The following is a 15947-nucleotide window of genomic DNA, read 5'->3' as shown; positions in this document are numbered from 1 at the left end:
GTATCTTGTGCTTTCAGCCCTCTAATTCTACAAGATTCAAACAAAATAACAAGCAGCGTTCTCTGCGTAATCCTCCGCATCCTCCGTGGCAAACAAAGCATAAAAAAGCCCGTCCTCAAACGAGGACGGGTTTTTCTCTTGTAACCCAATCTACTATTTACTTTTTTTAATTATTTATTCTGAGTCATTTCTACATTACCACTTCCGCCTTCTTTCAAGTCATCGTTAGTAACGGATTTCTTTTTTCTAGGCTTCTGATCTACGCTTAGCTTACCTATTCTGTAGCTGAAGTTGATTTTGAAGTTCATATTACGCATGATGTTCGTGCTGTTCTGAACGATAGTTGGGGTAATGATCTCATTTTTCATTCTAAATTCCTTTGCAAGAAAGTTATCGGCACCGAAACCAATGCTACCTCTTTTCTCAGCAAACTGCTTATTGATTCCCATGCCATAGGCTGCAAATCCTCCAGATGAACCTTGCAGTTGAACACTTCTACCTCTAGCAAAAGTGAACACTTGAACTTGCCAGTTTTTAGGTAGCGTGTAGTTACCGAATAAACGACCACTTACCACGAATCCTTCATTTGATGCTGCGTAAAGCGGATCTGTCAGACCATTGTCAAGCATCGCATAATAGGCATCCACACTACCGTTCAAGGAGAACTTATTACTGATGCTGATATTGGTGAAGATGTTTGTGCCCACTGCATTTTCATGACCGATATTATCGAAGGAGGTGTAGATAACACCATCGTCCTGAACTGTTCGCACGGACTGAATAGATCCAGTAGTATTTCTGAAGAAACCACTTAAGCTCACCATCGTGCTTTTGAAGAACGTACTATACCCTAACTCATAATTATCTGTGTATTCAGGAGAAAGCTCAGGGTTACCCTGAGAAACCTGAAGTGGGTTAGATGAATCAATATTTGGATTCAAATATCTAAGCGATGGACGAGAAATTCTTCTATTATACGCCGCTTTGATCATATTGCCATTGGCAAGCTTTCTACTTAGATTCAGGCTGGGAACAAAAGTGCCATAGGAAGGGATATCCACCGCTGCAGACTCCGTTTTGAAATCAGCATTGATGGTAGTGTATTCATATCTGATACCCGGCTTGATCGTGTAATTCTTAAACAAAGTAGCTGTGTAGGATAAATAACCAGCAGTGACATTCTGATCGTAGCTAAACTCATTGTTGAAGCTTGGGTTCAGGTTCTCTACATAGTCGCCATCTGCACCATCAGCTTGGAAGTAAGCAAAGTCAGAATAGGCTTTTCTCAGGATGTTTTTAGCTCCATATTCCAAGATCGAATTGCCATCTTTTCCAAGAGGCTCTACCAAGTCAAGTTGAATAGTAAACTCCTCGTTTTTGCTTGGATTGTCATTTTTCAAGCGAGAATCTATGGTGGACATATCGTCTTCAAACAGCGTGTTCACAAAGGAATTCTCCTGATTGTTTCTACTATACAGAGTCAACACAGATATCTCTTTTCCTTTTTCCTCAAAAGTCCTGGTATAATTCAAGCTGACATCTATTGAATTTGAATTGTCTTTAGTGTTAGTCTCTCTTAGTGCATTACGTACTAAATCACCGTCAAGGAAATTCTGAGTAAGGAAATTGTTCTGGTTATTTTTAGAGTTTCTGATACCGAAATTAACTGCTGTTGTCAAGAAGTTGTATTGATCAATTTCATAATCCGCGCCAAAGTTATATCGTCCAAAAAGGTAATCTCTTTTAGTATCTGCCGACTGAAGCACTGTTGAGATAGAGTTGTCCGGATTAGTCACAACCTGCATATTTTCAAAGCCACCTGGCGTATTATAACCCGCTCTACCAAATCCGCCTAAAGTAAATCCAAACTTGCCTTTTCTTGCACTAGCATTTAGCCCAAAATCAGATCCTCTCAGGCCTGTACCTGTACGGATATTTGCAGACATCCCTTGCAGGTTATTCTTTTTGGTGATGATGTTGATCACTCCTGAAGTACCTTCAGCATCGTATTTTGCAGAAGGAGAGGTGATTACTTCTACAGATTTGATTTCGTCAGCAGGAATCTGCTTCAAGGCATCTGTAATGCTGCTTGCCGCAATTGCTGAAGGCCTACCATCAATCAGCACAGTGATATTTGTACTTCCTCTCATAGACACGTTACCATCCAGATCCACAGAAAGCATAGGTACTCTTCTTAGTACGTCAGTTCCGTCACCCCCTGCGGTAGTCTTATCATTTTCAGCTTTGTAGATCGTACGATCCACGCGCTCTTCGATCAAGTCACGCTGACCTTGTACCGTCACTTCCTCTAGCGCTAGGCCTTCGTCAGTCATTTCAATTTCTCCAATATTAACATCTACAGTCAGAGAGGGTACTTGAATACCAAGGATTGTTTTGGTTTCAAAACCCAAAAAGCTAAGCTTCAAATCGTAGGTTCCGGGATCCATGCCTGTGATAAAAAACTTCCCATCCCCGTCAGCAACAGCCCCTGCGATATTGGTTTCACTTCCCGCTACATAAAGTGCGGCCGTAGCATAGGCCACAGGATCTCCTGTTTTCATATCCTTGGCTATACCAATGATTTTAGTAGGAGTGCTTACTTTTCCGGGAGTCTGCTGAGCCATCACACCACTGGTGCTGATCAGGAGAAAAACTGCGATAATGTTAAATAATTTTTTCATGTGTAGTAGGTAGTTGCTCATTTGGGCTGGTGATTTTTAGTTTTATTCTTTTCCCTTTGAAGCCCTTGCTAGATCACCAGTTATCTTAATATCTGGACCTCGTGCTAGTTGATACCCCAAAACAACAGGGTTTGTTTCGCAGTTTTTCCGTAAATAGACGGCTAGGTAGGTTTCATCGACAAACACCCTCTTTCGTCGGATAAAACCTCTAAATTAATCTGCGAGTCGGTTCATCTGCTTATATGGTCCTTCGGTAGTTATAATCACCGAATTGGCAGATTACATTTTATATAAAGGCCTGCTTTGCGTTAGTTTGAATACTGAAAATCAGATTTATGATCAATCTAAGTCCTAAAAGGAGAGTTTCGATTCTAGTACATATTCTAGGATGGGCCATGTTAAGCACGGTTCTATTGTTGCTTTCCCCACTCTCGTGGCGTGTCGATATCCCGGTGGAGTTCTGGGTGCGACAAGTATTCATGGCAGTCCTGCTTATCTGTATATTTTACATAAATATGCTCTGGTTTGTGCCCAAGGTCTTACTACAGGGAAAGCACGCCGTATATCTATTGACTATCATCCTTGGAGCGGTGCTCTTTGTTGGCTTGCTTATTTATGCCGAGAGTTTCCTGAACCTACAGGAACTCATGCATAAAGCTTTTAACCCGGATGAGCCTTATGTCCCAAAGCCTCGTAGAACCTCTGGAGATATCTTCAATATCATGTTTTACCTATTGACTATTGGAATAAGCACCTCGGTAGCTTCTGTGCAAAAATGGCAAAAAGATGAGTCGCTCAGAAGAGAACTGGACCAGCAGCGAATCAGCACTGAGCTCTCTTACCTGAAAGCTCAGATCAACCCACATTTCTTCTTCAACACCCTTAATAATATCTACGCGCTCACCAATTTGGATGTGAAAAAGGCTCAGGAAGCTCTGTTGAAACTATCCCGGATGATGCGCTATGTCTTGTATGAAAATCAGAAAAATGAAACACTGCTGACCCGAGAGGTCAGTTTCATAAATGATTACATAGAATTGATGAAAATGAGGCTAACTGAAAAAGTAACCCTCAACATCTCCATAGACGAACCAAAAGACGATCTAGTAATAGCGCCCATGCTTCTGCTTCCTTTTATGGAAAATACATTCAAACATGGAGTAAGCAGCCAGCAGCAAAGCGAAATTATGATTAAACTGGAAATCATGGGCAAAACCGTGTTTTTCGAAACACGAAACCATATTTTCCCGGTACATTCTGACGGCCCCGAAGCTAAGGAAAATGGCATTGGCCTAGTGAACACCCAAAGACGACTGAGCCTACTCTATCCCGATAAACATCGCTTGAAATTTGGTAAAGACGAAGCCAAACAAGAGTATTGGGTAAATCTTACGATCAATCTCGAATGAAACTTAACTGTGTTGCCATAGACGATGAGCCACTTGCACTTGAATTACTCAGCAAATTCATTGAGCAAACCTCCTTCCTGAACCTTATTGGCAAGTTTTCCAATGCGATCGAAGCCTTGAGCTTTATCAATCAGAATGAGGTTCAACTTGCGTTTATGGATATTCAGATGCCTGACTTGTCCGGAATGGAGCTCGCCAGGGTCTTGGATGGAAAGAAAAATTCAGATAAGACCAGAATCATCTTTGCCACGGCTTATCACCAGTTTGCCATCGAAGGATATAAGGTAGAAGCACTCGACTACCTGCTCAAACCTTATAGCTACGAAGATTTCTTAAATGCCGCTACCAAAGCTTTTTCCTATTTCGAAAAACAAGTGCAACCCAAATCTGAAGCAGCACATGCTGAGTCCTCATCTCAGGAATACATTTTTCTGAAGGTAGAATATCAACTTGTTAAAATAATGCTCAAGGATATTGGGTATGTGGAAGCTTACAAAGACTATGTAAAAGTGCACTTGCTTTCTAAACCCAATCCCGTTCTTTCTCTGACCAGTCTGAAAAGCATGGAGGAATTACTGCCTTCCGATAAATTCATGCGAGTTCACCGATCCTATATCGTGTCACTAGACCATATAGACTCGGTATCCAAAAATGTGATCCAAATCGGCAAAAACCACATCAGTGTAAGCGATAACTACAAAGAGGCTTTCTTGGAGTTTATGAGTAGATGGATGAATTGATTAGTTGCTTTCTCTATCCTGCTTTTTTTGGGCGAAAACCTAGTTGAAATACCGTCGCTTTTTGTCGTTCATTTACTTTTTGCTGAAAGCGAAACACTTAAATTCACTAGCATCTTTTTAGTCAATTGTCGATATATAAATATCTACTTCTGCATTACTCCAATCCTGACTTCTTTCATCATACACTTCAAAATCAAATCCAAACTTTCGTTTTATGTCAGAGTTCCATATTTCCTTCCAAGTATTGGTTATACAACCTGTCATAACACCTTTTGCTATAAATTTGCTGTATTCTTGAGTGGGTATCATTATTTCTTCAAGCCCTTTTGGTGATTCTGAATTCTTATCTACTTTACACCCGATAAAATATGAAAAGGGGGTTGTTTCGTCCTTTTCATAATTAAAATAAACAGCATATATTTCATTGGATAATTTTTCTGGAATAAGTTCGAAAATTTTACCCGTTTCAAATTTTTGCCATAAGTTGCCACAATCTTTACTTGATTGGTTGTTTTGATTGGTTGTTTTACCGTTCAGTTTTAGTCCTACTAATTTAAAATCACCTTTGTTTTCTGTCATAATGAGTCCTTTAATTTAATTGCTATTCAAAATTTCGATTATGTCATTAGTATTTAATGGTTTGTAAAAAAAATTTCGGACAAATGAATATTGTACTGCTCTTTCTTTATCACTTTTATCTGTAGATGATGATAAAGATACTTTATTCATTGTTTTTGTTCAGTTGGATCTTTTGGGCTTCGTCTGTGATGTTTTTTACGATAGCATCCATTTCTTCAGATGATACCCTAAGTTGATTAAGCCAAAACATCAAATCATCCAAATTGTCCTTTTGGGTTTCAATTAAATTGATAATTCCCAATATTCTCGACAAAGGGGCTCTAACAACATGTGATTGTGTCCATGCGATGCTTTTTAGTTTTTCATTTTGCGCTTGAATTTGTTTGATATATAGATCTCTACTGAATGCAAATTCAATACTTTTATAAAGGATATTTGGAGTTATTTCGTCTTTGATCAAAAAGTCATCAACTCCTAATTTAAGGCTCTCTTTTGCCAAAGAAAGATCAGCATAACCTGTCAAAATGATAATCGGCACCAGAATCTTTGACGCAAGTAGGCTTTCAATTAATTCTATTCCCGATAAGTCGGGTAAGTGCAAATCAAGCAAAATGAGATCGTAATTGAGATCAGATTTTTTATCTATAAATTTTTTAAAGTCACTAAATGTCTCATATCTATTTATTTGAATAATTTTAAATGCTTCAATCAGGTAATCTTCAATCAATACAAAATCACCCTCATTGTCTTCTATGACCAAAATGGTCTTGTGTTTACTACTCATATAACTTGGAATGTAAGACTAATCCGATAAAACCGAAAGCTGTAACCAAAACTCTTCAATCTTTAGAATAGCGTCCATAAACTCATCCATTTCCAAAGGTTTTTTTATATAGCTGTTACAGTAGTTTTTGTATGCCTTTTCAATGTCTTTTTGATTAGAAGAAGTAGTGAGCATAATTACAGGTATTTTTTTCAGACTTTCATCCTGCTTAATCCCTTCTAAAACTTCAAGCCCATTAAAAATGGGAATATTGATGTCCAATAAAATTATATCAGGTCTTTGAGCATTGGAGAACTCGCCTTTTTTGTTTAAAAAATCCAAAGCTTCCTGGCCATTTCTGGCAACGCTAACTTGTGTCTCAAATTTGCTCTCCTCAAAAGCATCAAGTGTAAGCAGAATATCTCCTTCATTGTCTTCTACAAGTAGAATATGTGCTAATTTTAAATTTTTTGCACTCATATTATGTGATTATTTGTTTTTTGCAATTGTAAAATAAAAAGTAGAGCCTTCTCCCACAGTGGATTCAAGCCAAATTTCACCTCCTACGAACTCGACACTCCGCTTGGCAATGGATAAACCAATACCGGTACCATCGTCTTGCTTTCTGTTGTGAAGCCTTTGGAAAATGATAAAGATTTTGTCATGGAACATTTGGTCAATTCCAATTCCATTGTCTTTAATAGCGAACTCCCACACTGTCTCCTTTTCCTTAGCATGAATTTCAATGCGGGGGGGTACGTTTTCCTTCACGTATCTAAGCGAATTGTCTAGTAAACAGTGAATTATCTGGGTAATCGGCGCCTTATTGGTCTCTAATACAGGAAGTTCATCAAATGTGATAGTAGCATTTTTCTCCGCAATGAGTTCCCTTCTCAATTGGGTGTAATCAGATACAATTTCATTTAGGTCTACCTCCTCAAGCTGCTCGGAAGCCTTGTTGGCTCGTGAGTAAAGCAATAAATCCAATATAATCTGCTTCATTCGTTTGGCTCCATCCGTAGCAAAATGAATGTATTGGAGTGCCTTATCATCCAACTGATCAGCATATTTCAGTTTCAATTTGTCCATAAAGCTGGAAATCATCCGCAGTGGCTCCTGCAAATCATGAGAAGTGATAAAAGCGAATTGCTCCAATTCTTCATTGGAACGCTCCAGGTCTTTCAGTAAAACCTCAAGTGTTTGATTTCTCTCTTGTAACTCTCTTGTTTTCTCATCTACTTCCTTTTTTAATTTTTTGCCCAACTGTGACTTTGAGTAAAAAAGATGAACAAAATAACCAGCCATAAACAATCCTGCCAATACTAAGGCGATAAACAATCTGGTTTGGTGAAAAAATGGCTCAATGTCAAAAGAAACGGATGCAATTTCAGATTCGACACCAAACTGTTCCGCTTTAACTTCAAATGTATAACTACCAGGATTTAATAAAGTAAAGTATGCTACACTTCTGTTTCCGACAGATTGCCATTCATCACTCAGTTCATTCACCCTGTAGCTATAGTTTATTGTGTGAGGCTTTTTATAATCAAAGCTTACATAGTGGATTTCTAGATTATGGACACCCGGTGGAATGGATATATTATTATGGACACTGAACTCGCTTTCACCAAAACGCATCGTTAAAATATGTACATCAATTTCCCTTTCAGTTTGGATGAATAGTGAAGGGTTAATTTTTGCGATTCCTTGTACGGTAGGGAACCAAATCTCTCCATTATCCATCTGCCATCCGGCCGGAAATACTCCTCCGTTCGTCTCAGGATTTGCCATCCCATCCGAAGTATCAAAAAGTCTCGTATGAACTCTTTTTTTACCGGATTCATCATTTTTTAGTGCAAGAAGTTCGGTTACCTTCATTCTCTGAATGCCAAAATTACCACTTGCCCAGAGATAGCCGTAATTGTCCTCAATCATTCTGAAAACCCCATTGAATTGTAAGCCGTGATTTCGATTAAGCAACTTGAACTGATCCTCTTTTAACACTAAAAGCCCTTCGTTTGTACCGGCCCAGATTGAACCTTCAGGATCCTCATAGAGGCTCATTACCCTTTCGGATGATTGTCCATCGTACATTGAAAAACCAGTTGCATTATTGTTTCTGTCTATTTTTAGAATTCCAACTGATGTTGTAGTGAACCACACGTTACCCCTACTGTCTTCAAGAATGGTGGTAAATTCTGCATTTTTAAATGGATCAGGGACTGCTATTCTTTCCAACTCGACATGATTACGCAGCCTGTGAATACCTCCGCTTCTTGATGTAACCCATACATTACCAAGACTATCCTGATAAATAGCTTGTACAATATTGCTTGCAAGGCCATCATCAGTTGTAAATGTTCGGTCAATTTCATTTAAAAGTGGATTATACCGATATAATCCATTACCGGTTCCGAAATAGATATAATCATCCACTCCATAGATCCCCAAAACCACACCATGTGCCATACCAGCAGCTTCAGGGGTGATATGGGTTATCTCTCCATTTTCAATTCTGTTTACACCTGCACCAGGCGTACCTGTCCATATTACCCCGTTATGATCTTGATAAATGGCTAGTGTTATATCATTTGAAAGTCCGTCTTCTTCTCTCAGCATTCGAATATCTGCAGGAATCATTTGTATGATGCCATGGCCTGTAGCAGACAACCAAACGATTCCGGAATCAGAAATATAAATATCATTTACTTCATTATAGCCAAACTCTACTTCTCGAAAAGTCACAATCTCCTGTCTGGAAATCAATTGTACACCGCCCGAGCCCATCCCGGCTAAAATGCTTCCGTCTTGCGTTATTTGTAATACATTTACCTGATTGTTTACCAAACCATTCGATTGATCAAGAACATTCAAAGTATCTTGTAGCTGATAAAGAATACCATTATTTCGGGTACCGGCCCAAATATTACCTGTACTCGATTCAATAGCAGCCCTGATTTCAAATCCTGAGAACTCAGGAATTTCCTCTATATTATCTGAATCGAAATAGTATTTATGAAGACCGGTTTGTGTTCCGATCAACAAACCATCCGAAACTCTTTTCAGGGTCATTACGGAGCCTTTTCCCTCTCTACTCCATCCGTCAGCCCATCGTACTTCTCCATCCATCAAAACAATCAGGTTCCCATTTTGAGTACCGGCCCAGACATTTCCTTGATCATCTTCTGATATACTGGTTATCCATGACCCCTGTACATAATCTTTCACCTCATATACATCAATTTGATTTCTGTAAGCGTGCACAATTGCATTTACATTAGCTGCCCAGATCCCTCCCGAGGAGGATTCAGTAAGGTCATAAAAATATGGGGATACAATTTCTGGCACATTCTCCTGATTAAAAATCCTGAAATTGATACCATCAAACCGAACGAGACCTTCTTCAGTTACTGCCCAAAGAAAACCGATCTCATCTTTTATTACCCTGAATATTGTGTTTACAGGTAAGCCTTTTGTGTTATCATATTTTGTTGATACATATTGCTGATCTGACAATCTCACACTTACAGATTGGGCATGTAATACCTGAAGACCTACTGCCAATATAAAAAGCAGAACTAATGCATACACAACAACCCTAAAATTAGTTTTTCTATTCATCACCTTCGAATACCCCCTGATTTTTTTCAATTGAAAAATAAAGAGTGGTACCTAAGTTTGGTTTAGAATTAGATTCCATATTTATTTTACAGTCTTCTAAAAGAAGGATGTGCGCTAATTTTAAATTATTTGCACTCATATTAATTATTTTTCGAGATCGTAAAATAAAAGGTAGAACCTTCTCCCACCGTTGATTCTAGCCAAATCTCTCCCCCTAGAAACTCCACACTTCGCTTAGCAATGGATAAGCCAATACCGGTACCATCGTATTGCTTTCTGTTGTGTAGCCTTTGGAAAATGATAAAGATTTTGTCATGGAACATTTGGTCAATTCCAATTCCATTGTCTTTAATAGCGAACTCCCATACTGTCTCCTTTTCCTTAGCATGAATTTCAATGCGAGGAGTTCCGTTTTCTTTCACGTACCTAAGCGCATTGTCAAGCAAACAGTGAATTATCTGGGTTATCGGCGCCTTATTGGTCTTTAATACAGGAAGTTCATCAAATGTGATAGAAGCATTATTTTCAGCAATAAGTTTTCTTCTCAATTGGGTATATTCAGCTGCTATTTCATTCAAGTTCACCTCCTCAAGCTGCTCGGAAGGCTTGTTGGCTCTGGAGTAAAGCAATAAATCCAAAATAATTTGCTTCATTCTTTTTGCTCCATCGGTTGCGAAATAAATATATTGGAGTGCCTTATCATCCAATTGATCGGAATATTTCCTTTTCAACTGATCCATAAAACTGGTAATCATCCGCAATGGTTCTTGCAAATCGTGTGAAGTGATAAATGCGAATTGCTCCAACTCTTCATTGGAACGCTCCAGTTCTTTTGAGTAACTTTTAAGAGATTCACTGAGTTGGAACAATTCTTTTTCAAGCTTTTTTTGTTTGGTTAAATCGGTCATTGCTCCAACCATTCGAGTGGCTTTACCGTTTTTATTTCTTACGATAATCCCCCTGTCAATAATGAACAGCTCTGCATTCTTATCATTTAGTACTTTATATTCCATTTCCCATCGCTCAGAATGAGGATCATTTAGTGCACTTTGAATGCTCTCTTGTAATTTCCCCACATCTTCGAGATGAAATGAATCTTGCCAAAATTCATTTTTTTTCAATTTCGTAGAAGCATGGCTTCCCAACATCTTATGGATATTATTAGATCTGTTGAAATTGTCATTTTCTATATCCCAATCCCAAATAGCATCATTGGTGGCTTTTGTAACTAACTCAAAGCGTTCGTTAGCTTCCAACAACCGGATATCCGCTGCTTTCTTCAGTGAAATGTCTTTGAAATATATGGATAGGCCGTTTTCTGATGGATAAACCGACACTTCTATCCACATGTCCAGAGTCGGGTAATATTCTTCAAAGTTAACGGTTTCCCCGGTTTCCATAGCCTGGTGGTATTGCCGGTAAAAATCGGTGTCAATGGCATCGGGAAATTCCTCCCATACGTTTTTGCCAACAATGTCCTTTTTCACCCTACCTAAAATCGTTTCCGCCTGTTTGTTCCAGTAAGTTACTGTCCACTCCTCATCTACCGCAAAAAAGGCATCCCCAATGCTTTCGAGGATTTCATTTTTCTCCTTATAGGCTTTTTCAAGCTCCTGAGCGGCCTTTCTGCGTTCGTCAATATTTTTAAAATAGGAAGACACCCCACCACTTGAAGAATATACAGTAAGCTCGTACCAACATCCGTCTCCGGGATAATGATACTCAAAGTTTTCAGATTGACCGGTTGAGGCTACGCGCCTATAAACTTCTTCCAGAATAGTGCCTTTGGCAGGGGAGAAAATCTCCCAAATATTTCCGCCCAACACCTCATCTGCACTTTTCTTCAAAAGATTTTCGGCTTCCTTATTGAAGTAGGTGAAATTCCAATCGGCATCTACTGCATAAAATGCGTCTGAAATACTCTCCAAAATGGTAGCCTTCTCAGCCAAAGCTTGTTGATACAGATCGACAGCTAGTTTTTCGTCTGTATAATCAAAAACCATGGAATTGTAGGTGATAGTACCATCCGGCTGAAAATAGGGTGTACCAAAACCTTTATGCCACCTGAGGGTACCATCGGGAAGTATGCTTCTCCATTTGCTGTGCCATTGTGTTTTGGTCTGGATAGAATGAGTAATGTCTTGAACCACCTGTTCGTAATCCCCACCCTTCTTGATTTGGTTCCAAACCAGGTTAATATCCGCTTCACATTGCTGGGGGCTAAGTCCCCAAATGTGTTTTGAACCGTTCGATACAGTCAATAATCTGTCCTTTCCATCAGAATAGAGATGGTATTGGAATACTACTCCCGGAAGGTCATTTGCTACAGACTGTAATCGTAATTCAGCTATCTTCCGCTGATGAATATCCTGAAAACTTCCAAAAAGGCGCACGACTTTGCCTTCAATCAACTCAGCTTGTCCTATTCCCCTAACCCAGCGTTCATTTCCTTTTGCAGTAATAATAGGCAATTCAAATTCCCACGGCTCGCCATTTTCAATCCCATTCTGAATAGCAATACGGGCCACTTCCCTAAAACTCTCTTTGTAAAAATTGAGCCCATCTTCGATTGAAATTTCAGTTTTCTCATCTAATTCGTGGATTTCCCGGGTTACTTTAGAGAGATAAACTTTTTGAGAAATCATGTCAATCTCCCAAGTTCCCAGCCGGGCGGTGTCTGCAGTTTCCTCGTAGAGTAAAACGGCCTTTTTTTCATCCGTTATATCAAATATCATGGAATTAAAAATCACTGTCCCATCTGCCAAGTGATTGGGTGTTCCAAATCCTTCGTGCCATCTCAGTTCACCAGTCGGCAGCACATTTCTCCAGCGAAAATGCCACTTTTCGCCAGATGCTATCGACTGTTGAATAGACTGTTGAACTTCGTCTAAATCACCTGCTTTTTTAATCTGTTCCCATACTTTATTGATGTTCTTTTCACACTCTTCAGCACTAAGCCCCCATATTTTACTTGAGGCCTTACTTACCGAGCGCATCGAATCCTGCCCATCAGGCAAAATAACATATTGGAATGTCACTCCGGGTAGGTCATCAGAAAGTGCTTGCAACCTTAATTCGGACTCTTTCCTATCGGTTATATCCTGAAAACTACCGATAAACCGCGTCGTAACACCATCCACCTGTTCAGTTTTTCCAATAGCTCTTATCCAGCGTTCATTTAGACTCTTAGTAATAATAACTGCTTCAAATTCAAAAGTGGAACCGACGGCTATTGCTTCCTCAATTTCCTTAGCAACCATAGGGCGAAAATCTTCTCTGTAAAAGGCAATTGCTGACTCTAAATCAGGCACAAAGCTCTCAGGGTCTGTTTCGTGTATTTCATGTACTATCTCAGACCAGAAAATAGCATTTTTCTCTAAGTCAACTTCCCAGGAGCCTATTTTTGCCAATGATCCGGCCTGGGCATTTAGCTCCCTTAATTGGACCTCGGCAGTAATATTCTTTGCGGAAGCATAAACCAACCCCTCTTCCAAGGCGGTATTGCAGTTCCAACTCAACCAGATTACTTGTCCATCTTTAGACAAGAAGCGATTTTCAAAAGTGAAAACCGAAACTTCTTTTGTTATACCCTTAATTTTTTGCTCGAATTTTCCTTTATCTTCTTTAAGTGTAAATTCATCTAGGGAATGAAATAGTAATTCATCTGTAGCGTATCCCAACAGGGCGGATGCGGCATTATTGATTTTTAAAAATCGCCCTTCAAAGTCAGTGATGCAAAGAATTTCGGGAATCGCATCGAAAACGTTTCTGAGGTTATTTTCCAGTCTCTTCCGTTTAATTTCCGATCCAATAACTTTTTCCAGTCGGCTTAACAAAGAGCCTTGTTGCTTCAAATAATCTGAATCCTGCTTGGTTCCAATCAGCAGTACACCTACCAATTCATCGTTAAAGGTCAAGGGTATCCCAATTATGGCTTGCAGCCCCAAGTGGGAAGCTCCTTTTTTCCTGATGAAGTATTTATTGATCTGTTTTTCATCCCAAAGAAGCTGTTTACCCTTTTCCCAAACTTTTCCCGGCATTCCCTCATTCTTCTGAAATGAAGTTCCCGATGGCTCAAGGTCATAGAAATCTTCGTTCTGTGTGCTGCACCCCATTAGTTTTATTTGGGTTTGCTCCATATTGGGACACCAGAGTTCGATTAAATCAAACTTACCGAACGTATTCAAGGATTTGCATAATCCAATTGAAGCCGGAACCAATTCTTCTTCCTCACTAAAATTGAAGCTTATCTCACTTATTAGTTCTTTTTCAATATGCTGATTCTTCTGTTCTGTGACATCTCTTTGAATAGAAATCAAATGTGTAATCTCACCTCTTTGGTCTGTGACTGGACTTACTGCAAAATTAACCCAAAACTCCTCTCCTGCTTTCGTGTAATTCAACACGGTTATTTCTGCCGATTCCAATCGTCTAAGTTTTTCACCTAATTTTTTTAAATCTTCTTTATTAGAATCCGGACCTTGAAGAAACCTGGGGTTTTTCCCAAGAACCTCTTTTGAGGAATAGCCGGTCATTTTAGTAAAAGCTTTGTTTACATATAGTATGGCAGGCCCTGGCGCATCCAAGGGTTGTGCATCAGTAATAACAATCGCATCAGTAGTACTATTGATAACTTTTTCCAGCAACTTTAACCGTTGTTCTTCTTCGATTTTGTCCTTCGCATCTCTAGCTACGCAGTACATCAGTTTGGATTCATAGCCCCAGCGGGCCGACCATAAATTATAGGCGATACCCCCATTTTTCTTGCGGAATCGATTTAAGAAAGATTTGAACTCTTTCCCTTCCATAATTTCAGCAGCTACCAGATCTGTTTTTTCGAGATCCTCCTCAACAATCAGATCTCTGTAAGGCTTACCTATCAGTTCTTCAGGATGATACCCCCAATGATGCGCGGAAACAGCACTCACAAATACAAATTTTCCGGCTTCATCAATAGTACAGAAAACATCCAATGAAGCATCCATTAATTGGCTTGCGTGATCTTTTTGCCTAATGTTTGGAGTGATATCCGTAGAACGGCAGGCAACGGTCAGAATTTCACCACGTTCATCACGGATGGGGGAGAAGGCAATATGACCATACTGTGTCTCTTTGGTTTCCGGATTGTAGAAATCTTCCTCGATTTCAAAATACTCTCCCGAAAGTGCACGCTGGTAATAAGCTTCCCATTTTTCAATATACCCCTCACCGAACCCTTCAATCAAAATAGGGGTATTCAATTCTTTATCAATACCCGTGACTTCCTTCATCAGGCTTAAGTAGGCTTTATTGGCATAAACCAAAAATAAATTACGATCAACCGCCCAAACAATGTCTTTGATTTGGTCGAGTAAAAGGTCGCTATATTGATTTTTTTTCATCGAGTGAATATCTAAATTTTTTCATTTTTACCAAAAAAAACTATTGTTTTGGTTGATGTGCTTGTGCATAGCATATTTCTATCCGCAATCGCGTATGTTTATAATATCTCAACCGTTCAGGTTCTAATATTTCTTTTCAATCTAACTATCTAATCCATCGCCCAAAATAAGAGGAAATTTTTCCCTATCGGGCGAATCTAGTTATTTGCGACTCGATTTCTGTTCCAACTGACGCTAATGACTTCAGTGAATAGGTTTACTTCTTACCCTTGCACCTATTTCTGCATAGGAAATGCGTTGGTTGATTTCTGGGGTTGTGCAGGGACTGGACTTCGTATTGGACGATTTTGATTTCCCTGTAGGTAATTGATAAAATCACGTGCTTTAATCTTTATATGATGAATTCAATTTTTTCTCATAAAGAATTCTCCTTACCCTTGCACCCGATCAACAGGTGACTATCATTTTAGTATAAAAAATATATATGGTAGAAACACTCCAAACAAAATTGAAAGAAAAACCGAGCAGAAAAGAACGTGAGGTTGTGATTGTGTATCCTTTCAATACTGAATCCAAAGAGATTTTCATAATTCAAGAATACATTCACAGCTTTAACAAAAAAAATGGAAATTTGTTAGTGAATGTGTTGACGAAGTGGACAAAGATATACTGACACACGCCATAGAGGAACTGGCAGAAGAAGTGTCATTGCAGTCTAAGGTAGTTTACCACCTGTATTCATCAGAATGCGTTTTTGGCAATAGACCAATGCA

The 15947-nt window shown here is 39.2% G+C and carries 8 protein-coding genes; 2 read left to right on the top strand and 6 right to left on the bottom strand.

The annotated features are described in order from the left end of the window. Positions 1-170 precede the first annotated feature (170 nt). The gene (locus U3A58_RS11270) at positions 171-2681 is read right to left on the bottom strand and encodes a TonB-dependent receptor domain-containing protein (protein WP_323823529.1); all 2511 of its coding nucleotides are present in this window, start codon (positions 2679-2681) and stop codon (positions 171-173) included. Between the two features lie 335 nt (positions 2682-3016). Here U3A58_RS11270 and U3A58_RS11265 point away from each other — a divergent pair, with 335 nt between their 5' ends. Beyond that, positions 3017-4090 (top strand): sensor histidine kinase, encoded by a 1074-nt coding sequence (locus U3A58_RS11265; RefSeq protein WP_323823528.1) that lies wholly within the window; start codon positions 3017-3019, stop codon positions 4088-4090. Continuing rightward, a complete protein-coding gene (locus U3A58_RS11260) occupies positions 4087-4830 on the top strand; it encodes a LytR/AlgR family response regulator transcription factor (RefSeq protein WP_323823527.1) in 744 nt (247 codons plus the stop codon). Before U3A58_RS11265 ends, U3A58_RS11260 begins: the two co-directional genes overlap by 4 nt. Before the next feature lie 117 nt (positions 4831-4947). Here the strand turns inward: U3A58_RS11260 and U3A58_RS11255 are convergent, their stop codons facing one another. The 5 genes from U3A58_RS11255 to U3A58_RS11235 all read right to left on the bottom strand — a co-directional run bounded on the left by U3A58_RS11255 (position 4948) and on the right by U3A58_RS11235 (position 15174). Next, positions 4948-5409 (bottom strand): GyrI-like domain-containing protein, encoded by a 462-nt coding sequence (locus tag U3A58_RS11255; RefSeq protein ID WP_323823526.1) that lies wholly within the window; start codon positions 5407-5409, stop codon positions 4948-4950. Between the two features lie 142 nt (positions 5410-5551). Continuing rightward, the gene (locus U3A58_RS11250) at positions 5552-6193 is read right to left on the bottom strand and encodes a response regulator (protein ID WP_323823525.1); all 642 of its coding nucleotides are present in this window, start codon (positions 6191-6193) and stop codon (positions 5552-5554) included. A gap of 18 nt (positions 6194-6211) precedes the next feature. Continuing rightward, the gene (locus U3A58_RS11245; RefSeq protein WP_323823524.1) at positions 6212-6652 is read right to left on the bottom strand and encodes a response regulator; all 441 of its coding nucleotides are present in this window, start codon (positions 6650-6652) and stop codon (positions 6212-6214) included. Between the two features lie 9 nt (positions 6653-6661). Continuing rightward, the gene (locus U3A58_RS11240) at positions 6662-9793 is read right to left on the bottom strand and encodes a two-component regulator propeller domain-containing protein (protein WP_323823523.1); all 3132 of its coding nucleotides are present in this window, start codon (positions 9791-9793) and stop codon (positions 6662-6664) included. A 140-nt stretch (positions 9794-9933) separates the two neighbouring features. After that, positions 9934-15174 carry a PAS domain S-box protein gene (locus tag U3A58_RS11235; protein ID WP_323823522.1) on the bottom strand — a complete coding sequence of 1747 codons (5241 nt, stop codon included), beginning with the start codon at positions 15172-15174 and terminating at the stop codon, positions 9934-9936. Positions 15175-15947: the final 773 nt, after the last annotated feature.

Origin of the sequence: Algoriphagus persicinus (assembly GCF_035156415.1) — a bacterium.
Classification (GTDB): domain Bacteria; phylum Bacteroidota; class Bacteroidia; order Cytophagales; family Cyclobacteriaceae; genus Algoriphagus; species Algoriphagus persicinus.
This window is presented reverse-complemented; position numbering and strand designations above follow the sequence as displayed.

Excerpts from the sequence above, each read along its gene's own strand:
- U3A58_RS11270 (WP_323823529.1), bottom strand. The coding sequence starts at position 2,681 with ATGAAAAAATTATTTAACATTATCGCAGTTTTTCTCCTGATCAGCACC.
- U3A58_RS11265 (WP_323823528.1), top strand. The coding sequence starts at position 3,017 with ATGATCAATCTAAGTCCTAAAAGGAGAGTTTCGATTCTAGTACATATT.
- U3A58_RS11260 (WP_323823527.1), top strand. The coding sequence starts at position 4,087 with ATGAAACTTAACTGTGTTGCCATAGACGATGAGCCACTTGCACTTGAA.
- U3A58_RS11255 (WP_323823526.1), bottom strand. The coding sequence starts at position 5,409 with ATGACAGAAAACAAAGGTGATTTTAAATTAGTAGGACTAAAACTGAAC.
- U3A58_RS11250 (WP_323823525.1), bottom strand. The coding sequence starts at position 6,193 with ATGAGTAGTAAACACAAGACCATTTTGGTCATAGAAGACAATGAGGGT.
- U3A58_RS11245 (WP_323823524.1), bottom strand. The coding sequence starts at position 6,652 with ATGAGTGCAAAAAATTTAAAATTAGCACATATTCTACTTGTAGAAGAC.
- U3A58_RS11240 (WP_323823523.1), bottom strand. The coding sequence starts at position 9,793 with ATGAATAGAAAAACTAATTTTAGGGTTGTTGTGTATGCATTAGTTCTG.
- U3A58_RS11235 (WP_323823522.1), bottom strand. The coding sequence starts at position 15,174 with ATGAAAAAAAATCAATATAGCGACCTTTTACTCGACCAAATCAAAGAC.